The sequence below is a fragment of the Kitasatospora sp. NPDC088134 genome, from assembly GCF_044741705.1.
In the GTDB taxonomy this organism is placed as follows: Bacteria; Actinomycetota; Actinomycetes; order Streptomycetales; family Streptomycetaceae; genus Kitasatospora.
In genome coordinates this window covers 26,066-48,107 of sequence record NZ_JBIUTD010000019.1, presented here as the reverse complement: position 1 = coordinate 48,107, position 22,042 = coordinate 26,066, and the positions used below count along the sequence as shown (strand labels likewise).

The following is a 22,042-nucleotide window of genomic DNA, read 5'->3' as shown; positions in this document are numbered from 1 at the left end:
GCGGATCACTCCGGCAGCAGGTTGTACTCCTTCAGCAGGGCGCCGATCTCGGTGGTCTCCAGCCGGGCGTCCAGCCGCTTGCGCAGCACGTGCGGCCCGGGCAGGCCGACCGGCTTCCCGTCCCGCAGCCGGCTGGCCGCGTTCAGCAGCGACCGGACGTCGTACGTCGACCCGAACACCTCCGGGACGCCGCGCTCCACCCCCAGCAGCCGGTAGGCCGCCTCCATGCCGGTGCGCACCGAGTACTCGGTGGTGAAGATGCAGTCCCGGTCGCCCGCCTCGGCGAACTGCCCGATGAACGCGAAGTTCACCGCCCCCGGCGGCACCACGTCCGGCCGGTCCCCGGCCCGGCGCGGCATGAAGAACGAGGTCACGTACGGCATCATCACCGGCACGCACTTCGCCGCCTCCGCCGCCAGCGGGTCGATCAGCTCCACCGGCACGCCCAGGTGGTAGAGCCACTCCCGGGTGATCTCCTCGCCGGTGCACTCCTGCATCGGCTTGCGCACGTAGTCGCCGGGCCGGTCCACGAACAGCGAGTACAGCCAGACCACGATCTGGTCCTTCGGCTGCTGCTTGAAGTGCGGCTGCCGGTTCACCGTCCAACTCAGCAGCCAGGACGAGTCCTTGACGGTCACGATGCCGCCCGTCACCACCCGGCCGGAGAACGGGTCCCGCCCGCACACCTTCCGGATGTACTCCGGGACGCGGTGGTCCAGCGTGGTCACCGTCGCCGACTCCCACTTGGTCTCCGGAATGTGCGCCCCGAACACGTCCGGGCGGCCGAAGTCCGGATGCTTGGCCGCGATCCGCCGCCACAGGTCCCAGGCCGGGGCCGGACCCTCGTCCAGCTTCGCCGGGGTGTGCTGGTCGCCGTTGTCGGAGTTCTCGGTCAGCGAGCCGATCGTCGTGAACAGCAGGTCGTCGTCGGTGAGGTCGACCCCGCCCGCCTCGCCCGCCGACACCCAGTGCAGGCGGGTCGCGTGCTTGCGGCCGTCCGCGAAGTCGAAGTCCACGTCGGTGACCTCGGTGTCGAACCGGAACACCACGCCCTGGTCCAGCAGCCAGCGGTACAGCGGCAGCACCAGCGACTCGTACTGGTTGTACTTGGTGAACTTCAGCGCCGAGAAGTCCGGCAGCCCGCCGATGTGGTGGACGAAGCGGTGCAGGTACAGCTTCATCTCCAGCGCCGAGTGCCACTGCTCGAAGGCGAACATGGTCCGCCAGTAGAGCCAGAAGTTCGACGCCAGGAACTCCTCGCCGAACACCTCGTCGATCCGCTTGCCCTCCATCTCCTGACGGGTCGCCAGGAACACCTTCAGCAGGTCGCGCTGCGCCCGGTCGCCGAGCGCGAACAGGCCGTCGGTGCCCGCGTCCCGGCCCTGCTGGTGGGTGACGCGCCGGAGCGAGAAGTTCGGGTCGTCCTTGTTCAGCCAGTAGAACTCGTCCAGCACGGACGCCCCCTCGACCTCGATCGACGGGATCGAGCGGAACAGGTCCCACAGGCACTCGAAGTGGTCCTCCATCTCCCGGCCGCCGCGCACCACGAAACCGCGCTTCGGCTCCTTGATGCCGTCCAGCGCACCGCCCGGCAGCTTCAGCCGCTCCAGCACGGTGATCCGCTCGCCCGCCAGCTGCCCGTCCCGGATCAGGAACGCCGCCCCCGCCATCGAGGCCAGGCCCGCCCCCACGAACCACGCGCTCTTCCCGTCCACCCCGGCCGGCTTGCGGGGCCGGGCGAACGCCTCGTAGTTGCCGCTGCTGTAGTACACCGACCGCACTCCCTCTCGGTACCCGGCGGACCCCGGCCGGGCCCGCCCGGGCACCACCCAACCCGGGCCCGCGACCCGGCGCGCCCGCGGTGCGCCGTCCGGGCGAGACGTCCGGGCAGGCCGTGCGGGCGGGCCGTCCGGGCCGTGCCCCCGGTGCTCCGGCGGGGGGTGACCCGGGGCGCGGGCGGTGTCGGCGGCGCTCGATAGGGTCGGGCGAGGGACCGACGGAGGGGGAGCGGTGTGACGCGTTTTCAGGAGCTGGTCCGGCAGGGGCGGGCCGAGGGCATCGAGGCGTTCCTGGTCGGGGTCGTGGTGCTGGACGGGCAGGGGCGGGCGCTGATGGTGCGGCGCCGACCGGAGGACCGGTTCGGCGGGCTGTGGGAGTTCCCCGGCGGCTCGCTGGAGCCGGAGGAGGACCCGGAAGCCGGGGCGGCCCGGGAGCTGGCCGAGGAGACCGGGCTGACCGGGCTGGAGCTGACCTACCTGCGCGCGGTCGACTTCACCGGCCGGCACGGGCTGCGGTTCCGCCAGTTCGCCTTCACCACCGCCGTCCCCGACGGCACGCCCGTCGCGCTCACCGAGCACGACGCCCACCACTGGGCGCCGCTCGACGACCTGCCGCAGGTCGGCGGCCACCACGCCGAGGTCCTCGACCACCTGCGCCGGCACGGAGCAGGGCGATAGACCCCGAAGCAATCGTTAGACCTTATAACGCACGACAGAGGGCGTAACGAACGCTTGATGCCGTAACGGGCGAGAGGCCCCGGAACGGCGGACGGCCCGCCCCCGGCGCAGGGGGCGGGCCGTCCGGCTGACGAGGTGTCAGCAGGGCACGACCGCGTCGATCGAGACCGGGTGCGGCGGCAGGCCGTAGGACTGCACGGAGAAGGTGCCCTGGACGGGGGTGTTGCAGGCCACGGTGCCGGTGACGTCGCCGACCGTGATGGTGGAGGCGTTGTAGACCGGGTTGCTGGAGAGCGTGCCGGCCGGGCTGGTGCCCGTGATGACGGTGAACAGCTGCTGGCTGGGCGGCCACGGGGTGCCGGGGGAGACCGGGCCGGCCAGGCTCACCACGCCGTAGAGGCGGACCTGGTCGCCGTTGCGCTCAGCGCACAGCTTGGTGTTGCGGCCCGCCTGCAGCGCGGTGGCGCCGCAGACGGTGGTGGAGGTGGTGCTCGCCTCGGCCGAAGTGGCGGCCGTCGCGGGAACCGCGAGGGTCAGGGACAGCGCGGCGGCGCCGGCCAGGGCGGCCAGGGGCTTGGTCATGTGCGTTCACTCCCGGTGACTCGGTGCGTGGCGGCCGGGCTCAGTCCCGACCGCTGTGCAATGTCATATGTGATTTCTGTGCCGGATCGGTAATCGAGCGGCAGCGGAACGCCACATTCCAGCCAAACGATCGGGTTCGGTGCCCCGGCAGGGAAAACCGGCCCGCACGGGGCCGGCGCCGGGCCGCGCCGGGTCGCGAAGGCCGGTTCCGGCCGCCCGACCGATTTGTCCGCCCTGGCCGCTTCCGGCCACCGTTCCGGGAGCTGACCCGGCGTCATGTTCAGGCCACCGCAAGGGCGGTGTGGGCACACCCCGCAGTGGATATCCTTCGAGGCAGCACGGCCGGAAGGAGTCTCGGCCGACCATCGAGGGGGAAGCCGAATCCCATGTCGTACCTGCGCACATTCCTGCCCTGGATCGTCTTCGCACTGATCCCGTCCGCCCACTGGCAGTGGGGCGCCCTGGCCGGCCTGGTGGTCGCCGCCGCCGTCACCCTCCAGCAGCGCGCCGCCGGGACGGCCTGGGACGCGCTGATCATCGAGACCGGCTCGGCGCTGTACTTCGCCGTCCTGGCCGCGATCGCCTTCGCCGACCCGCACTCCGGCGTCCGCGACTACTCGGCCACGCTGTCCTCCGCCGTCCTCGCGCTGATCGCCGGCGTCTCGCTGCTGATCGGCAAGCCCTTCACACTCGGCATCGCCAAGCGCACCACCCCGCAGGAGTTCTGGAACCTCAAGCCGTTCATCCGGGTCAACACCCTGATCACCACCGTCTGGACGGCCGCCTTCGCCGTCACCGCCGTCGTCCTCGGCATCCTCGCCAAGGGCGGCCACGGCCACTCCGTCACCTCGCTGATCGTGCAGATCGCCGGCTTCGTGGTCCCGATGGTCTTCACCGTCCGCTACGTCGCCGTCGTCCGCGCCCGCGCCCCGCAGGCCCCGGGCGCCCCGCAGTCCTAGTCCTGACGACGAGCGGCCCGGCCCCGCGCACACGCGCGGGGCCGGGCCGCTCCGTCGGGGCTCCGCTCAGCGGCCGGAGTCGTCCGGCCGGACCTCGATGTGGTCCGGGGCCAGGTCGACCGCGACCCGGTGCTCCATGCCGAGGGCGGCCAGGAACGCCGCCGGGAGCTGGACCCGGCCGGTGCGGTCGAGCATCACGTACTCGCGCTCGCTGACCCGCTCCTGGCCGTGCTCGTCCACCTCGGTGCGGCGCAGCACCTCGGACGAGGTCCGGCCGTCGCGGATCGCCACCGAACGGCGGACCTCCGCCGCCACCATCGGGTCGTGCGTGACGATCACCACCGTCGCCCCCAACTCCCGGTTGACGGTGCGGAAGGCCTCGAAAATGCCCGCCGCCGTCTCGCTGTCCAGCTCACCCGTCGGCTCGTCCGCCAGCAGCACCGTCGGATCGTTGGCCATCGCCACCGCGATCGCCACCCGCTGCTGCTGGCCGCCCGACAGCTGGGCCGGGCGGCGGTGCGCCAGCTCGCCGATGTCCAGCGCCTCCAGCAGCTCCGCCACCCGCGCCCTGCGGCGCTTGGTCGCCGCCGGCGTGGACCGCTCCCCGCGCAACTGCATCGGCAGCGCCACGTTCTGGGCCGCCGTCAGGAACGGCAGCAGGTTGCGGGCGGTCTGCTGCCAGACGAAGCCCACCACGTCCCGGCGGTAGCGCAGCCGCTCCTTCGCCGACATGGTCAGCAGGTCGCAGCCGTCCACCGTCGCCGAACCGGCCGTCGGCACGTCCAGGCCCGCCAGGATGTTCAGCAGCGTCGACTTGCCGCTGCCCGAGGCGCCGACCAGGGCGATCATGTCGCCCCGGTCGACCAGCAGGTCCAGGCCCTGCAGGGCCTGCACCTCCACCTTGTCCGCGGTGAAGATCCGCACCACCCGGTCGCAGGCGATCGCCGCGTCCTCGCCGTACCGGCGCGGCGAAGCCTTCGCCAGCGCCGCGGCCTGCAGCTCCTGCAGGGTCGGGGTCTGCGCGCCGCCCGGCGCGCGCTCGCTGCTCAACTCTGGTCTCCCGCTCGCAATCCGGTGCCCGACGGGCAATCAGGGATACATCCGCACTTGAGGAACCCGGTGCCCGACGGGCAGTCGGGGACACGTCCGCACTCGACCCACCCGCTGCCCGACGGGCAGCCGGTGGCACGTCCGTGCGCGGGGAACCGGGCGCTCACCGCTCGTCCCCCGCACGCAGCTCGGCGGCGATCTGGCGGCGGCCCGACACCAGCGCCTCCGCCAGCACGGTGACCGAGAACAGCGCCAGCAGCACCAGCGCCTGCCCCAGCAGCGTCGGCACCGAGGGCGCCATCCGGTCCGCGGTCACCACGCCCACCAGCGCCGACAGGTCCACCGCCGGGCCCAGCAGCAGCACCGCGCCCAGCGCCAGCAGCGCACCCGCCACCGCCGCGCCCAGCGCCGTCGGCAGCGCCTCCACCAGGATCACCGCCAGCCCCTGCCGGGGCCGCAGGCCCATCGTCCGCAGCCGGGCCAGCAGCGCCGCCCGCTCCGGGCCGGAGCGCACCAGCGTCAGCAGCACCGCCAGCACCGCGAAACCGCCCGCCGCCGCCACCGACGACAGGAACACCTTCGCCGCCGCGTGCTGCATCGGGTCGTCCGCCAGCGCCGCCGCCTCGTCCGCCGCGGACCGGACGCCGTAGTGCGCGCCCTTCTCCGCCGCGCGCGGGTCCAGGCGCTGCAGCAGCGCCCGCAGCTCGTCCGCGTGCACCGAACCGGTGCCCAGCCACAGGTTCGCCGCCGCGAACTGCGGCACCAGCGCGATGCTCTGCCGGGCCGGCACCACGACCGCCTCGCCCTGGGTCAGCGCCGGGCCCCCGGTGATCGTCCCGACCTTGCGGAACGTCAGCGACCACGGATTGGTGTGCAGCGACCGGGACGCGTCGTCCAGCCGGGAGGCCAGCGCGGGCGTCACCAGCGCCGGCACCCAGTCCGGGCCGCCGCCCGCCAGCAGCGCCGGGTCGAACCCGCCGCGGCCGTTGCGGTCGGCCAGCTCCGCGTACTTCACCGGATCGACCACCACCACCGTCACGTTCGACATCAGGCCCGAGTCCGCCGTCCCGACCGAGGCCTCCCGGTCCGTCCACGCCGACAGCCCGCCGCGCACACCCGGCAACTGCTCCGCCGCCGCCGCGAACCCGGACGGCAGCGGCGTGTCCGCCAGCACCCGGGCGTCCGCGCCCGCGTCCGCCCGCACCGCCCGCAGCCGGCCCTGGTCCACCGAGTCCAGCAGCGTCCCGCCGAAGCCCGCCGTCGTCACCGCCAGCATCAGCGCCAGCAGCGGCAGCAGCGTCGGCCGCCGCTCCCCGCGGCCCGCCGCCCGGGTCAGCGCCAGGAAACCCACCGCGCCCGACCGGGCCGCCACCACCCGGGCCGCCAGCCGCACCAGCGCCGGCAGCACCCGGGCCAGCAGCAGCGCACCCGCCAGCGCGATCAGCAGCGGGGCCGACACCAGCAGCAGGTCCACGCCCGCACCGGCCGGCGCCACCCCGCGCCGGCGCACCGCCACCGCCGCGGCCGCCGCCAGCAGCAGCACCAGCAGCTCCGCCACCACCCGGCGGCGGCCGCCCGCCCGCCCGGCGTCCGGGAACAGCGCCGCCCGCAGCGGGAACACCAGCAGCGCCACCAGCGTCGTCGTCGCCGCGCACACCAGCGCCCCGCCCCAGCGCGGCGTCGGCAGCAGCACCAGCGCCAGCACCGTCGCCACCAGCGCCGCCGGCAGCGCCGTCACCGCGCTCTCGCCCAGCAGCCGCCGCAGCACCCCCGGCCGGGAGGCGCCGCGGGCCCGCAGCAGCCGCAGCTCGCCGACCCGCCGCTCATCCGTCAGCGCCGCCGCCAGCAGCAGCACCGTCAGCGCCACCCCGGCCGCGCCCGCCGGGCCCAGCACCGTCAGCGGCGTCACCGCCTCCTGCCGCTGCTGGGCCTCGTCCAGCAGCCTCGGCAGCCCCGAACGCATCACCAGGTCCCGCCGGCCGGTGGCGTTCTGCAGGTCCGTCAGCTTCGGGCCGCCGGTCAGCGTGCCCAGCGCCTTCCGCAGCTGCGGCACCTGGTCCGCCCGCGCCTTCGACACGTCGATCGGCACCCGGACGAAGTCCTGCGGCTCACGGGACGACCAGATGCCCATGACGTTCCCGATCTCCTTCGGGCCGACCAGCGCCGAAGCCTTCCAGTAGTCCACGCTGTCGCCGCCGACCCCCGAGGTGGCCAGGCAGGCCGACAGCAGGCAGTCGGTGCCCGACCAGAACGACGAGGCCGCCGCGGTGGGCCGGAACAGGCCGACCACGGTGGCCCGGAACCGGGTGAACGACGTCCCGCCCGCGTCCAGCACCGTGCCCACCGACACGCCCAGCTTCGCCGCCACCTGCTCCGAGAGCGCCACCTCGAAGTCCGTCACCGGACCGGTGGAGACCTTCTCCGGCCAGCGGCCCGCCGCCAGGGCGGCCTGCCCGTCCACCGCGTGCAGGTAGCTCAGGCCGAGCACCGGGGGCTTGCTCATCGGACGCGGCAGCTCCGGGTTGTCCAGGTCCCGGCCGTCCACGGTGTTCGTCCCGTAGACCACCCCGCCCGGCTCCTGCACCAGCGGAGCCCGCACCGCGTCGCCCATGCTCCGGGCGAACACGTCCAGCCGCTCGGCGAAGTCGCTCTTCGGGTCCATGGCCAGCCGCATCGAGACCGCGGACACCACCGAGCCGTCCCTGTCGCCGGACCGCAGGTGGGCCCGCAGCGCGCCGTCCGCACTGCGGTCCAGGGCGCGCGGCAGGGCCGCCGCCAGGAACACCGACACCAGGACCAGCGCGGCCGCCAGCCAGGCCGCCGCCGGGGTCGCCCGCAACCGGGTCGAAACCCAGGGCGCGACCGTGCGCGGGGTACTCACATCTCCTCCACGTGCCGCAGACGGGCCGTCAGATCACGGTTGCGGCGGCCGGCCAGCAGCGTCGGCACCACCAGCGCCAACCCCACCACCACCGCCAACAGGGACACCTGGCCCAGCGGCAGCCGCACCAGCACCTCCGGCAGCGGACGCGCCGCCGCCGGGGTCAGCACCACCAGCGGCACCACCAGGTGCACCAGCAGCGTTCCGAGCAGCAGGCCGGTGCCCAGCCCCAGCAGGGCCAGCACCCCCTGCTCCGCGGCCACCGTCCGCAGCAGCACCCGGCGCGGCGAACCCAGCGCCATCAGCACCGCGAACTCACCGGCCCGCTCGGCGGCCGCGCCGACCGCCGACGCCGCGAAACCGATCGCGGCCAGCAGCGCCGCCGCTACCGCCAGCGCCGCCAGCGCCGACTGCGGGGCCGAACCCAGCGGGTCGCTGCGCAGCGTGTCCGCCAGCGCGTCCCGCTCCAGCAACTGCTGCGCGTACGGCACGCCCTTCAGCGCCGCCGCCGCCCGGGCCGGCGTGTCGTCGCCCGGGCCGGAGGCCGGCAGCCACCACTCGGACGCGGTCAGGGCCGGCTCGCCCTGCGCCTCCATCAGGCGGTCCACCGACGCCAAGTCCAGCGCCACCGCCGGGCCGCTCACCGTCGGCAGCGCCGTCACCGCGGCCGTCACCCGGACGTCCAGCTTCGCCGTCCCGAACTGCACCGGCACGCTCTGCCCGACCGAGGCGCCCACCGCCTCCAGGTAGGAGGTGGTGGCCACCGCCGTCAGCGCCGGCGCGGCGCCGAGCCCCGCGCCGCCGGTCGGCACCAGGGTGAACCGCCAGGAGGGATCCCCCGGCGAAGCGGTCCGGTATGCCAGCTTCAACAGGTGCCCGTCGCCCGCGGACGCTTCGGCCGTGCCGGTCTTCGCCTGAGCGACCTTCCCCCGGCTGTCCTTCAGCGCCACCGACCAGTCCAGACCCGCCGGGGCCGGCACCGGCACGGCCGGTGCGCCCGCCGAATCGGCGGCCGCGACCCGGTCGAGCACGAACTCACCGCTCAGCTCGTGCACGGAGCCCCACGAGGCGTCCAGCATCACCCCGACCAGGGCCAGCGGGCCGGACAGCCGGCCGGCCGGCGCGCCCGACAGGGTCGTCAGGTCCACCGACACGTGCTGCTCCGCGCTCGCCGCGATCTCCGGCACCACCACCCGGTAGGTCACGCCGAACCCGTCCCGCAGCAGCAGCGACATCGCCAGCGGCACCCGCGACGGGCCCTTGTCGAAGGCGTCCGGATAGTACTCCACGGAGGTCAGCGTGCTGCGCACGTCCAGCTCCAGGCGCTGGGGCGTGCCCGGCAGCGGCAGGCCGCCGCCCGGCGTCCAGGCCAGCGGACCGAACACCTCGCGCGCCGTTCGGCCGCCCAGCAGGTCGGGGCGGACCGTCACCCGCTCCGCCGCGCCCTTGGCGTCCAGCGCCAGCACCGTCCCCGCCGCGCCGTGCGGCAGCGGGACGTCCCGGCGCGCCACCGGCACCAGCCGGTCGCCGCCCGGCAGCGCCGCGTACGTGCCGCCCTGGCCCGCCGAGGGCAGCGAGGAGGCCGAGATCCGCAGGCCGCCCGCCGTGTTGAAGGACGCCTGGTCCTGCTGCGAGGCCGTCCAGGAGGCGCGCTGGCCGATCGCCAGCATGCCGATCGACACCGCCAGCACCAGCAGCAGCACCGGCCCCGCCGCCCGGCCCGGCCGGCGCGAGAACTGCCAGCCCGCCAGCGCCGGGCCCAGGCCCGTCACCCGGTGGGCCAGCCGCTCGCCCAGCTTCGCCGCGAACGGCAGCAGCCGCAGCACCAGCACGGTGCCCGCGCACAGCGCCAGCGTCGGCGCGGCCACCAGGATCGGGTCGATCCCGTCGGTGGCGCCCGCGCCCGAGTACGTCGTCATCTGCCGGTAGGCGACCGCCGCCAGCACCAGCAGCGCCACGTCGGCGCCCGAGCGCACCACCGAGGAGACCGCCGCCTGCCGGCGCCCGGCCCGGCGCAGCACCGCCGCACCCGCCGAGCGCAGCAGCGCGGGCAGCGAGGTCAGCAGCACGCAGGCCGCCGCGCAGAGCGCCGCCACCGGCCAGACCACCCAGCCCGTCGCCAGGTCCGCGTCGGCCAGCGGGCCGTCGCCCGCCAGCAGCCGCAGCAGCAGCGGGGTCAGCAGCGGCGCCAGCACCGCCGCGGGCAGCGCCAGCAGCACCGCCTCGGCCGCCGCGAAACCGCCCACCCGCCGCCGGGAGGCGCCGCGCGCCGCCAGCAGCTGGTTCTCGGCCGCCTGGCGGTCCGCCAGCAGGTGCACCACCAGCAGCATCGCGGCGCCGGCCAGCACCACCAGTTGCAGCGCGCCCACCAGCAGGGTCGAGCGGGCCACCCGGGCGTTGGAGACGAGTTCGCCCAGCAGGGCCGGCAGGTCCGTGGTCGCCAGCACCGAGGTCCGCCGCTGCAGGGCGTCGACCGCGCCGGCCGCCCCGTCGCGCAGCTCGGCGGCGCGCTCCGGCGTCACCGCCGACAGGTCGGGCCGCACCAGCCAACTGCGGGCGCCCTGCGCCACCGCGCCCGAGGTGAAGACGGCGTCGTCGACCAGCAGCGGGCCGTAGGTGGTGTACGCCAGCACCTGCACGCCGCGGCCCGCCGACGGGTCGGTGCGCCAGTACGGGTCGGACTGGTCGTTCACCCGGTAGACGCCGGTGACCGTCACGGTCAGCGGCTTGCCGGTGAAACGGTCCGTCAGCTTCAGCTGCGCGGGCAGCGCGCCCGCCTCCAGGTGCAGGCCGGGCAGCGCGTTCTGCGGCACCGCGGCCTCCACCGGGCCGCCCGCGTCGCCGCCCGGGCCGGACGGCGCCTTCGGCCAGGCGCCGGACAGCAGCGAGGTGTGCTCCCGGTCCACCGCGGCCAGCACCGTCAGGTCCGGCTGGGTCTGCCCCGCGGCCTGCGGCAGGCCGTAGGAGCGGCTGCGGGCGACGCTCGACACCGCCGTCGGCAGGCCGCCGTACAGCTCGCGGGCGAAGTCCGCGACCGCAGCGTCGTCCTTGGCCCGGTCGTCCAGCGCCCGGTCCCCGGTCACCAGCGCGGTGGTCCGGGACAACCCCGCCCCTTGCAGTGCGCGCCGCAGGCCCGCCTCCTCCGCCCCCCGGTCGAACGCCACCAGCGCGGTCAGCACCGAGGTGGTGATCAACACCGTGAGCAGGGCAGCGGTTGCCAGCGGCAGTCGCCCGCGCAGTCGGCGCACGACGAAGCCGATCATCGGTACCTTCCCCCGTTGTTCTGTTGCCCGGCCCCGTTGATCACCGGATAGCGGATGATGTTGTCAGATCGAACGGGTTTACCGAAAGGGTCTTGCGCGAAGGATGTTTCGAAAGCGGTAAATCGCGCACTTCCGCGCAGAGTGCTTCGGGCCGGAACAAGGGGAGGACGAGGGGCGGGCCGGGTGTGGAAAGCGTTCCGGCGGGCATGCATGGCAGGTCCTTGCCAATTCGGACCGAATTCCGGGAGCCGTCGAATGCACCGAAAGACCTGGGCCCTGCTCACCGCCGCCGCCTGCGCCCTGCCGCTCGCCCTCGCCACCACCGGCACCGCCGCGGCCGAAACCGCCGCGGCCCCGGCGGCCCCCGCGGTGAACTGCACCTACACCCCGGCCGTGCCCGCCGACAACTTCAAGGGCATCCCGGTGTTCGACGCCAAGAAGGCCGCCAAGCCGTACAGCGCCACCCTGCACACCAGCCAGGGCAACATCACCTTCCAGGCCCTCACCGAGCAGGCCCCCTGCACCACCTTCTCGTTCCGCTTCCTCGCCGAGCACGACTACTACGACCGCACCCACTGCCACCGCCTCACCACCCAGCGGCTCTACGTCCTGCAGTGCGGCGACCCCACCGGCACCGGCAGCGGCGGCCCCGGCTACTCCTTCCCCGACGAGAACCTGACCGGCGCCACCTACCCCGCCGGCACCGTCGCCATGGCCAACGCCGGCCCGAACACCAACGGCAGCCAGTTCTTCGTCGTCTGGAAGGACACCAAGCTCTCCCCGAACTACACCCCCTTCGGCCGGATCACCGCCGGACTCGACGTCCTGCAGAAGATCGCCGCCGGCGGCGAGGACGACCAGAACGGCCCCGGCGACGGCTACCCGACGCTGCCCGTGAACATCCGCAACGTCAGCCTGTCCAAGCACTGACCCCCCGTCCGTCCGAGCACTGACCCCCGTCGGGCCCGGGTGCCGAAAAACGGTGCCCGGGCCCGGCCCCCGGTGCGCTAGGGTCTGCGGATGCCCGCCTCCCGCACCCGCTCGTGAAGCCCGCCCGGTCCCTGGCCGACACCCTGACCGGTTCCCTGATCGACGTACGGCCGCTGCGGAGCTCCCCACCGTTCCGCCGCCTGCTGATCGGCCGGACGGTCTCCACCCTCGGCTCCTTCATGACCATGGTCACCGTCATGTACCAGGTCTGGGAGAGCACCCGCAGCCCGGCCTGGAGCGGCGCCGTCGGCCTCGCCCAGGCCCTGCCGATGATCGGCGTCGGCCTGTTCGCCGGCTCCTGGGCCGACCGCACCGACCGCCGCCGCACCTACCTGCTCGCCAACGCCGGCCAGGCGTCCTGCTCCGCGCTGCTCGCCGTCCAGGGCTTCACCGGCCACGTCCCGGTCGCCGCCGTGCTCGCCCTGGTCGCCGCCCAGTCCGGCTTCGGCGCGCTCGGCGCCCCCGCCGCCGGCGTCTTCGTCCCCCGCCTGGTCCCCAAGGAGCAGGTCGCCGCCGCGCTCGCCCTCCAGCAGGCCACCGGCCAGGCCATGATGCTGCTCGGCCCCGCCGCCGCCGGACTCGTCCTCGGCCGCTGGGGCATCGGCACCTGCTACCTGCTGGACGCGCTCAGCTTCGGCGTCTCCTTCGCCGCCGCCTTCGCCCTCCCCGCGCTGCCCCCCGAGGGCGGCCGGGCCCGGCCCGGCCTGGACGGCGTCCTCGACGGGCTGCGCTTCCTCACCGGCCACCGGGTGGTGCGCGGCGCGCTGCTCACCGACCTCGCCGCCACCCTGCTCTCGATGCCCGCCGGCCTGTTCCCGCTGGTCAACGGCGAACGCTTCGACGGCGATCCGCGCACCCTCGGCCTGTTCCTGTCCGCGCTCGCCGTCGGCGGCGTCCTCGCCACCGCCTTCTCCGGCCCCGTCACCCGGCTCGGCCGGCCCGGCCCCGTGATGCTCGGCTCCGCCGCGCTCTGGGGCGCCGCGCTCGCCGCCTTCGGCCTCACCCGCTCCGCCTGGACCGGACTCGCCCTGCTCGCCGTGGCCGGCGCCGCGGACTCGATCGCCGTGCTCTGCCGCACCACCATCGTGCAGACCCGCACCCCCGACGCCCTGCTCGGCCGGGTCACCGCCGCCGAGACCGTCGTCGGCCAGGCCGGCCCGCAGCTCGGCAACCTCCGGGCCGGCCTGGTCGCCGGCTGGACCTCCGGCACCACCGCCCTGGTCACCGGCGGCCTGCTCTGCCTCGCCGCGGTCGCCGCCGTGGCCGCGAGCACGCCCCAACTCCGGCGCGGCGAAGCCGCACCGGGGGAGCGGGCGGAGCTCCCGGCGACCCGGACGCCCCCGCAGGACACCGCACCGGCACAACCGGGCTGACGGGGCGCCGGAGTCCGGGCCGCCGCGGGCCGACGGCCGGTCAGGCCGACGGCCGGTACGGGCGCAGGACCATGAGCGGGGAGCCGTCCGGGCCGCGCTCCCGGGTCGCGGCCATCGCAAAGGGGAAGCGGTCGAGCTCCAGACAGAGCGCCACGTCCTCCGGGTGCGACCCCGCCCGGACACCCGCCGCCAGCTCGGCGGCGGCCCGGGACTCCGCGCCCCGGCGGAGGAAACCCGCCGGGTCCGGCTCGGCACCGGCGGCCCGCAGCGCGACGTACTCGGCACAGGCCAGGTCCTCCTCGGCCCGGCCGTCCTCGCCCGTCACCACGAACGTGACGCTGTCGCAGCCGCGTTCGCGCAGCACCGCGGCGGTGGCGCCCGCGACCACGAACGAGGCGCACAGCACCAGCGGGGCGTCCCGGACGGCGAGCGCCCCGACCGTCCCGGCCGTGGTCTTCTGCACCACCGTCCGCCCGGTGAGGTCCGAATCCCGGAGCAGGGCCGGGGAGTTGACCGCGTCGAACCCCGGCGCGGGCGCGCCGTCCTTCACCGCGACCCAGCCGGGGTGACGCCGCTTCAGCTCCAGGGCCTCCTCCGGCGACGCGGCCAGCACGATCCGTTCGGCGCCCCGCGCGAAGGCCCACGCCGCCACCGTGTAGGCCCGCATGACGTCCACCACCACCGCCACCGGCGGCACTCCGACCAGCCCGGGTATCCCGAGGAAACGCGCATCCATCCGTGCATGGTCGGACACGACCCGTCCCCGGCGCACCCCGTTTTCCGCCGCTCCGTGCCCCGAACGGCCCTGCCGCGCGTAACCGGCCCGTCTGCGGCGCGTTGGGCGTACGGTCCGCGTCCGCCCGTCCGCCCGTCCGCCCGTCCGCCCGTCCGCCCGTCCGCCCGAGAGGTGCCCCCCATGGCGTTCCGCCGCCCCGCCGTCGTCCTGGCGCTCGCCGCCGTCGCGCTCTGCCAGTCCGTGCTGCCCGCGGCCGCCGCCGGGAGGGCGGGGGACCGGCTCACCGTCACGGTCACCGACGGCCGGGACGGGGACGGCGCGTTCGTCCTGCAGTGCCACCCCGCCGGGGGCAGCCACCCCGAGGCGCGGGCGGCCTGCGAGCGGCTGGACGCGCTCACCCGGCCGGGCGGCGACCCGTTCGCGCCGCCCCCGGCGGGCGAGCTCTGCTCGATGCGCTACGGCGGCCCCGCCCGGGCGCACGTCACCGGCCGCTGGCGGGGCCGCCCCGTCGACGCCGCCTACGGCCGGGCCGACGGCTGCCAGAGCGCCCGCTGGGACCGCCTGGTCCCCGTCCTGCCCGACCAGCGCCCCGGGACGCCCCTGACGGCCCCCGTGACGGCCCCCGGCGCGCCCTGACGGACCGTCAGGGCGCGCAGCCGCCCAGCGGGGCCGTCTCGCCCGCCGGACGCCCGCACAGGTGCTCGGTGACCGGGGCGCCCTGCGGGTCGCGGCGGACCCGGATGATGTGGATGCCGTGCCCCGGCTGCGTCTCGGTGACCAGCGGGGCGGCCTCGCGCAGGTCGACCGTCCCCGTGGCCCGGTTGTTCAACTGCACGGCCCGCAGCGCCGCCATCACCGACCCGGTGCCGTTCAGCTGCGACGCCCCCGCCTTCGCCGCGCCCGCCTGCAGCGCCGCCGTCGCGTCGTAGGCCAGCGCCAGCGAACCGTCCGAGAAGACGTCGTCCTCGTACGGGTTGCCGCCCGCGCCGTGCGGGACCAGGCCCAGCACGCTCGCCGCGGTGTCCGCCAGGTCCGAGCCGCGGGCCGTGGTCGCCGGATCGGCGAGCGCCGTGTAGTACAGCGTCGCCTGCGGGGCGATCCCCGTGCCGCCGGTGCGGAACTGGGCCTTCGTCAGGTCGTCGCCGGTCAGCACCGCCAGCCTCCCCGCGCAGCCCTTGTCGTCGGACAGCCGCCGCATCAGCTGGTTCACGTCGTCGGCCCGGCCCGCCAGGTACAGCACCGTCGGCGGGTGCCCGCCGTGGCAGGTCGCGGCCAGCGCGCTCTCGTAGTCCGGATCGCCGTTGCTGGTCAGGCCGTACTCGATCGGGCCGCCGGTGATCAGCCGGTAGCCCGCGCCCGTCAGCATCGCCGAACCGTACCGGGCCTGCTCCGCGCTGTACCGGTCGTCCGGCGTGGGCACCCGGGTCAGCACCGCCGCCCAGCGGTCGTCCGGCGGCGTCGCCAGCCCGTCCACGATCTGCCGCAGCGCATCCGCCTCCTCCTGGTCGGTGGCGGCCAGGCCGAAGTAGTTGACGTGGTCGCGGGCCAGGTAGCTCGCCGAGTTGGTGGTGCTGACCACCGCCAGGCCCGCCTGCTGCAGCAGCGTCAGGGTGCTGCCGCTGTCCGCCGTGTCCCGGCCCAGGCCCACCACCCCGGCGATCGAGCGGTCCCGCCCCGCCAGGTCGACGATCCGCCGCACCATGTCGGCCTGGAAGTACATGTCCTGGCCGCCGTTGGCCACCAGCACCTTGATCTTCAACGGGTCGCCGGCATTGTTGCGCATCTGCGCCAGGTACACCCCCGCCAGCTCCTTCAGGCTGTTCAGCGCCCGCCCCTGCTGCCCCGCCGCCGTGGTCAGCGAACCCGCGTACACCACCGTCACGAAGCGGACGTCCGGCAGCGCCGCCACCCGGTCGTTCTCCCGCCGGATCGCCTCCTCCAGCGACCCCACCCCGACCCCGGCCCCCGTCCGGTCGGGCGCCGCGTCCGGCAGCGCCCCGTTCAACCGGACGCCGCCGTCCGTGCCGAACCCCACCGACCCGGTCGCCACGCCCACGCACTCCCGGGTGCCGCCCGGGTCGGTCCGCCACACCGCGTCCGGGTTCGAACCGACCAGCCGGGCCTCGCAGTACTGCCCGCCCAGCTGCTGCACCCGCAGCCCCGCCGCCCCCGCCAGCAGCACCATCACCAGCAGCAGCGTCCAGCGCGACCACAGGAACCACCCCGACCCGCGCACCGGCACCGGCGCCAGCCGGGTCGTCTCGCCCGCCTGCAACTGCATCCCGGTCAGCCGCACCGGCAGCGTCCACGCCAACGCCCGCCCCCGGCTCGGCGCCTGACGGATCCGCAGATCGCTCACCCAGTCCTCGTACGGGCCGCGCCGCGCCCCCACCGCGTGCACGTTCACCGGCGCCGTCCGGTCGTCCAGCAGCCAGGCCGCCACGTCCGCGTGCGCCACCGCCGCCAGCACCAGCAGCGGGTCCTGCTCGCTGCGCCGGCTGCGGACGTCCGAGATCGCGCCCAGCACCCGCAGCGCCCCGCCGTCCGCGTCCGCCCGCGGCACGAACACCACCGGCGGCACCCGCCGCTTGCGGCCCCGCGCGTCCGGCGCCCAGGAGCGGTGCGCCCGGCGCAGGTCCTCCAGCAGCGCCAGCGTGCGCAGCTGCAGGTGGAACTGCTGCGCCCGGTCCCGGTCCGCCGGCGCGGTGTCCGGCAGCCGGGCCTTCAGGATCTCCCCGGCCACCTCGCGGGCCCGGGCCTGCGTGACGTCCCAGGACATCCGGGGCCGCCACAGCGACCAGGCCGCGGCCTGCCGCCCCGAGGCCGCCAGGAAGGTCGTGGTGGCGAACCAGCGGCTGGCCGACCCCAGCCAGGACAGCGGCGCCGTGTTGCGCCGCACCCAGCCGCTGGCGCCCAGCACCGCCAGCGAACCCAGCAGCACCGCCGTGACGAACTGCCAGGTCGCCTGCGTCAGCAGGCTGGTGAGCGCCGCCAGCACGAACGCCCCGATCAGCGTGGTCGAGTTCAGCACCGGCGACAGCAGCCGCTGCAGCTCGCCGCCCGCCCCCCGCGGCTCCGGCCGCCAGTGCAGGTCGCGCAGCCGGGCCAGCACCGGCTCCACCAGGTCCTCCGGCGAGCGCCCCGCCACCGGCCCGGTCGCCGGATCGTCCAGCACGTGCCGGACCGCCGCCTCGATCGCCGCCACCAGCCGCGACCGCGGCGCCGGGTACTCCCGGTACCAGGACGGCCCGCGCCGCGCCCACGGCCCCTTCGCCAGCCCGTCCAGGATGCCGATCGCGTTCTCGTGCGGATCGCCGCCCGCGGTGTGCGGCACCGTCCGGTGCGGCAGGTCGCCGCCCTCCTGCGCCTCCTGGACCGCCCGGACCACCGCCCGGACCTCGGCGTCCAGCACCGGATCGTCGTCCTCCGCGTACAGCACCACCACCGGCATCGGCAGCCGGGCGCGGCTGAACTGCGCCACCAGGTCCTGCACCAGCGCGTCCACCTCGTACTTGGCGGTGGTCCGCACCCCGCCGATCCCCGCGCCGCCCCGCACCGAGCCCGAAGTCATCAGCCACCCCCCGCAGTCGCCGCCGCCCCCGCGGCAGGCGCCGCGCCGGGCCCGATCCGACGTCAGACCGCGAGTGTAGACCCACGCTCCGACACCGAACACAGGGACGCGGAAGGGCCGTTGGGGGTTCCGGGCAGGTGGGCAGGCGGGCGGGCGCGCCCGGCGGGCCGGCCGGTGTCAGAGCCGGTGCACCGGGCAGGGGGAGTGCTCGAACGGGGCCTTGAGCCCGCGCACCGGGCGCAGCCCCGCCGTCCACCGGCCCGAGATGACGCCGCGCTCCAGCAGGAACAGCTGGTTGGCGCGGTGCCGCAGCAGGACCCGGTACTCCTCGACCACCTCCGGCCCGTTGTCCGCGAGTTCGGCCACCACGCCCTCCAGGAAGCAGGTCGCGCACCCGGGCCCCGGCCGGTACCGGTGCCGCGGCACCCCCTGCGCCTCCAGCCCCCACACCGTGACGGTGCCGTCCGGCCCGACCCCCAGCAGCACGGTGTCCGGCGGCCCCGCCCCGTCCCCGAGCGCCAGCAGCCGGGCCCGGAACTCCGCCGGGTCCACCACGACCAGCGGCCGGCTCAGCGCGGCCCCGATCAGCGGCACCAACAGCGCCAGCACGGTCAGCCCCGCCACCGCCCACCCCGTCACCAGCAGCCAGCGCGGCCCGTCGCCCCACCCCAGCACCACCGCCGCGGCCGACCACAGGAACGCCGAGAGCACGTCCCCCACCCGGGGCCCCTCCCGGACCCACACCCGCACCACCGACGACCCCGCCAGCAGCGCGATCGCCGCCTGGCCGACGACCTGCCCGAACTCCACGGCCCGCCACCCCCTCGCTGCGCCCCCACCGTGATGCATGTCCATCCGACGACTTGATCAACCTGGCAGCGGAGAAAGTGAATTGACGTAGCGTCAGGAATGCGGGCCCGGGGTACGGACGGTGCCGAGCAGCAGGGAGGTGAGCTCGGCGACGATCTGCTCCGAGGTGGCCTCGAACTGGCCGGCGATCCAGTCGTGCAGCAGGCCGTTGACGGCGCCGATGAAGGCGGTCGCGGCGATCCGGAAGTCCCGGGCGGCGAGCTCGCCCCGCTCGGCGGCGGCCGCCGCCTCGGCCAGCAGCAGGTCCACCCAGCGGGCCCGGCGGACCAGCCGCTGCCGCTCCAACTCCTCGCTGACGCCGACGATCTCGACGAAGGTGATCCGCAGTCGGCGCGGGTCCTCGACGACGGCCGTGACGTAGCCGCGCAGCACGGCCGCGATCCGCTGCTCGAAGGGCAGCCCCGCCGCCCCCGCCAGGGCGCGCAGCACCGCCCGCTCCTGCTGGTCGTTCACCGCCAGGTGCAGCCGGGCCAGCACCTCCTCCAGGTTGCGGAACTCCTCGTAGAACTGCCGGGTCGACAGCCCCGCCGCCTCGCACAGCCCCGCCACCGAGGCGCGCCGGTAGCCCGGACGGTCGCCGAACTGGGCCAGCCCCGCCGCGAGGAAGCGCTCGCGCCGCTCCTCCCGCCGCTCCCGTGCCGAGCGCCCGCCGTACGTCCCGCCGCCGTACGTCCCGCCCGCGCCGTTCTCCGCGCCGCTGTCCGTGCCGCCGTCCGCCGTTCCCGTCCGCCCCATCCGTCCCCCTCGCCCCACCCGGTACGGCGCGTGCCGTCCGCGCCCCGATTGTCGCCGATCGTCGCCCACCGACGTCTTGTCAGGCCCCCGGAGCCTCCCTACCGTCGAGTAGCAACGATCTGACTATCCGTCGTTTCAGACTGCGTGCGCCCCGGCGCCGTGGCGCGCCGCGCCGCGCACGCGGGAAGGAGTCCCGATGCCCGGAACCCCCGCCGGTCGCCCCCGCCGACTGTGGCAACTCGCCGCGACCGCAGCCGTGTTGACCCTCGCCCTGCCCGGCACGGCCGGTACGGCCCACGCCGGGGCCGCACCGGCCGCGTCCGCTGCCTCCACAGCCTCTGCCGCTCCGCTGCGGGAGGTGATGTTCGTCGGCAACAACTGGGACGGCACCGCCGACGTGATCACCTCGCGCGGCGAACTCTCCCGGATCGGCCGGATCAACGTCATCCCCGACAAGGACCAGCGGCTCGCCGAGATCTACCTGAACCCCGTCAAGCTCGGCTACTTCCTCGGCGTCCGGCTCGGCCCCGGCGAGGGCCACGACCAGTTCGTCGACGACATGTACGCCACCCCCGACGGCACCGCCGTGGTGGTCTCCCGGCCCAGCTTCGCCGACGTGGTCTCCCTCGACCTCGCCACCGGCCGGATCAACTGGCGCTTCCCGGTGGCCGGTTACCGCTCCGACCACATGGCCCTGTCGCCCGACGGCACCCGGGTCGCGGTCTCCGCCTCCACCGCCAACACCGTGCACGTGCTGGACGTCGCCACCGGCCGCCAGCTCGGCTCGTTCGCCACCGGCGACAAGCCGCACGAGAACCTGTTCACCGACGGCGGCAAACAGATCTGGAACATGTCGATCGGCGACGTCACCACCGCCCTCGACGCCCCCTGGCTCGACTGGACCAAGGGCGACCGGCACATCACCGTCGTCGACGCCGCCACCTTCCGGACGGTGCGCACCATCGACATGCGCCAACGGCTGGACGCCTTCGGCCGCGCCGACCTGTCCAACGCGGTGCGCCCGGCCGCGTTCAGCCCCGACGGCTCCGCGCTGTACTTCCAGGTCTCGTTCTTCAACGGCTTCATCGAGTACGACGTCGCCGGCGACCGGGTCACCCGGGTCAAGACCCTCCCGAAGAACCCCGCCACCAGCGAGGACCGCACCACCTGGGTCAACGACTCCCGCCACCACGGCCTGGCGATCAGCCCCGCCGGCGACCGGCTCTGCGTGGCCGGGACGATGGACGACTACGCCACCGTGGTCGACCGCGCCACCCTCCAGGAAGGCCCGCTGGTGCCCGCCGTCAAGCCCTACTGGGCGACGGTCAGCGGCGACGGCGCCTCCTGCATCATCTCGGAGAGCGGCGCCGACCGGGTCACCGCCATCGACTTCGCCACCGGCCGGGTCACCTCCTCCGTCCCGGTCGGCGACCACCCCCAGCGGGTCCGCCTCGGCCACGTCCCCGCCGACTGGACCGGCCCGCAGACGGGCTGACGCCCCGTCACCCGGTCGCCGCCCCGACCCCGCACTGGCCACGGCGGTGCGAGACCCGGTTGACTGGCCCGATGCCGACCACGCCGCACCCCGCCGGGCCGCCCGTCGACCTCCTCGCGCTCCTGGAGGAGCTGACGGGCGGCCACCGCACCGGGCACCGGGAGCACCCCGTCGCCCACCCGCTCCCCGTGGACACCGACCCGGCCGAACTGGCCGCCCTCCGGGACGCGCTGGGGGAGCGGGCCGGTCGGCCCCGGAGCCTGGCCCGGGACGGCGCCGTCGCCCCGGACGCCACCCGGGAACGGGGCGGCGCGCTGCTGGAACCGTTCGGCGGGGAACTGCTCGAACTGTCCGCCTGGGGGCACCGGGCGCACTGGATCGGCCTGGGTCGGATCGCCACCGCCACCGCCACCGCCACCGCCACCGCCACCGGCAGCGGGCCGGTGCTGGTCGTCGCGGACCGCCCCGACCCCGCCCGGGCCGGGCTCCCCGCGACCAGCAGCTGGGTCGAGTGCCTGGCCGCGCTGACGGGGTGGACGCCGCAGCCGCGCCCCGCCGTCGACTGGCCGGCGGTGGAGGCCGCGCTGGGCACCGCCCTGCCGCCGGACTACCGGGAACTCGTCGAGACCTTCGGTCCCGGCAGCTTCGACGGTTACGTCGACCTGCTCACCCCGGGCGGCGGCAGCCTTGACCTCCGGCGCTGGGCCGCCGAGGTGCCCGCCGACCTGTTCGCCCCGCACCCGGCCTTCCCGGCGCCGGGCGGACTGCTCCGCTGGGGCGGTTCCGAGCAGGAGACCGACTTCACCTGGCGGACCGGCGCGGCCGACCCGGCCGACTGGCCCGTGCTGGTCCGCGAGGACCACGCCGGCGCATGGCGGCGGTTCGACTGCGGGCTGGCCGAGTTCCTCGCCCGGATGCTCACCGAGGTCGGACTCGGCTTCGAGCCCAGCCACCTGGTGGACCACCACTTCTTCGAGACCTTCGAGGGCTTCGAGGACTCCGGAGGCTCCGACGGCTCCGGGGCTTTCTTCAAGGCTTGACGCGGACATGCGGCGCTTCTAGATTGCGCCCGGGCCGTCGG

Annotated in this window: 16 protein-coding genes; 7 read left to right on the top strand and 9 right to left on the bottom strand. The window is 75.4% G+C overall.

What is annotated here, in order from left to right; translation table 11 throughout:
• Positions 1-5: 5 nt before the first annotated feature.
• A complete protein-coding gene (locus tag ACIOHG_RS25910; protein ID WP_400954004.1) occupies positions 6-1,772 on the bottom strand; it encodes an oleate hydratase in 1,767 nt (588 codons plus the stop codon).
• 240 nt (positions 1,773-2,012) lie between these two features.
• On the opposite strand from ACIOHG_RS25910, the gene ACIOHG_RS25905 reads away from it, so the two are divergent.
• A complete protein-coding gene (locus ACIOHG_RS25905; RefSeq protein WP_400954003.1) occupies positions 2,013-2,456 on the top strand; it encodes an NUDIX hydrolase in 444 nt (147 codons plus the stop codon).
• A 138-nt stretch (positions 2,457-2,594) separates the two neighbouring features.
• Here the strand turns inward: ACIOHG_RS25905 and ACIOHG_RS25900 are convergent, their stop codons facing one another.
• Complete coding sequence (locus ACIOHG_RS25900; RefSeq protein WP_400954002.1) at positions 2,595-3,038, bottom strand: hypothetical protein; 444 nt, start codon at positions 3,036-3,038, stop codon at positions 2,595-2,597.
• A 386-nt stretch (positions 3,039-3,424) separates the two neighbouring features.
• On the opposite strand from ACIOHG_RS25900, the gene ACIOHG_RS25895 reads away from it, so the two are divergent.
• Positions 3,425-3,997: a hypothetical protein gene (locus ACIOHG_RS25895; RefSeq protein ID WP_400954001.1), complete on the top strand. Its 573-nt coding sequence runs from the start codon at positions 3,425-3,427 to the stop codon at positions 3,995-3,997.
• A 66-nt stretch (positions 3,998-4,063) separates the two neighbouring features.
• Here ACIOHG_RS25895 and ACIOHG_RS25890 read toward each other — a convergent pair whose 3' ends face one another.
• The 3 genes from ACIOHG_RS25890 to ACIOHG_RS25880 form a co-directional block, all read right to left on the bottom strand.
• On the bottom strand, positions 4,064-5,047 hold the full coding sequence (locus ACIOHG_RS25890) for an ABC transporter ATP-binding protein (RefSeq protein WP_400954000.1): 984 nt from the start codon (positions 5,045-5,047) through the stop codon (positions 4,064-4,066).
• Positions 5,048-5,210: 163 nt separating this feature from the next.
• Positions 5,211-7,928: a hypothetical protein gene (locus tag ACIOHG_RS25885; protein ID WP_400953999.1), complete on the bottom strand. Its 2,718-nt coding sequence runs from the start codon at positions 7,926-7,928 to the stop codon at positions 5,211-5,213.
• Positions 7,925-11,191 (bottom strand): FtsX-like permease family protein, encoded by a 3,267-nt coding sequence (locus tag ACIOHG_RS25880; protein WP_400953998.1) that lies wholly within the window; start codon positions 11,189-11,191, stop codon positions 7,925-7,927. The genes ACIOHG_RS25885 and ACIOHG_RS25880 overlap by 4 nt, the downstream gene beginning before the upstream one ends.
• A 255-nt stretch (positions 11,192-11,446) precedes the next feature.
• On the opposite strand from ACIOHG_RS25880, the gene ACIOHG_RS25875 reads away from it, so the two are divergent.
• The gene (locus ACIOHG_RS25875; protein WP_400953997.1) at positions 11,447-12,121 is read left to right on the top strand and encodes a peptidylprolyl isomerase; all 675 of its coding nucleotides are present in this window, start codon (positions 11,447-11,449) and stop codon (positions 12,119-12,121) included.
• Positions 12,122-12,234: 113 nt separating this feature from the next.
• Positions 12,235-13,554 carry an MFS transporter gene (locus ACIOHG_RS25870; RefSeq protein ID WP_400953996.1) on the top strand — a complete coding sequence of 440 codons (1,320 nt, stop codon included), beginning with the start codon at positions 12,235-12,237 and terminating at the stop codon, positions 13,552-13,554.
• Positions 13,555-13,594: 40 nt separating this feature from the next.
• On the opposite strand, the gene ACIOHG_RS25865 is transcribed toward ACIOHG_RS25870, so the two are convergent.
• Positions 13,595-14,290, bottom strand: coding sequence for a 2-phosphosulfolactate phosphatase (locus tag ACIOHG_RS25865; protein WP_400953995.1), 696 nt, complete (start codon positions 14,288-14,290; stop codon positions 13,595-13,597).
• 180 nt (positions 14,291-14,470) lie between these two features.
• Here ACIOHG_RS25865 and ACIOHG_RS25860 point away from each other — a divergent pair, with 180 nt between their 5' ends.
• Complete coding sequence (locus ACIOHG_RS25860) at positions 14,471-14,926, top strand: SSI family serine proteinase inhibitor (protein ID WP_400953994.1); 456 nt, start codon at positions 14,471-14,473, stop codon at positions 14,924-14,926.
• Between the two features lie 7 nt (positions 14,927-14,933).
• On the opposite strand, the gene ACIOHG_RS25855 is transcribed toward ACIOHG_RS25860, so the two are convergent.
• The 3 genes from ACIOHG_RS25855 to ACIOHG_RS25845 form a co-directional block, all read right to left on the bottom strand.
• Complete coding sequence (locus tag ACIOHG_RS25855) at positions 14,934-17,861, bottom strand: hypothetical protein (protein ID WP_400953993.1); 2,928 nt, start codon at positions 17,859-17,861, stop codon at positions 14,934-14,936.
• Between the two features lie 177 nt (positions 17,862-18,038).
• Entirely contained in the window at positions 18,039-18,671 is a 633-nt protein-coding gene (locus tag ACIOHG_RS25850) for a hypothetical protein (protein ID WP_400953992.1), read from the bottom strand.
• 93 nt (positions 18,672-18,764) lie between these two features.
• Entirely contained in the window at positions 18,765-19,466 is a 702-nt protein-coding gene (locus ACIOHG_RS25845) for a TetR/AcrR family transcriptional regulator (RefSeq protein ID WP_400953991.1), read from the bottom strand.
• A 196-nt stretch (positions 19,467-19,662) separates the two neighbouring features.
• Between ACIOHG_RS25845 and ACIOHG_RS25840 the strand changes: the two genes are divergently transcribed.
• Complete coding sequence (locus tag ACIOHG_RS25840; protein ID WP_400953990.1) at positions 19,663-20,961, top strand: YncE family protein; 1,299 nt, start codon at positions 19,663-19,665, stop codon at positions 20,959-20,961.
• A gap of 71 nt (positions 20,962-21,032) precedes the next feature.
• Positions 21,033-22,001: an SMI1/KNR4 family protein gene (locus tag ACIOHG_RS25835; protein WP_400953989.1), complete on the top strand. Its 969-nt coding sequence runs from the start codon at positions 21,033-21,035 to the stop codon at positions 21,999-22,001.
• The last annotated feature ends 41 nt before the right edge of the window (positions 22,002-22,042 follow it).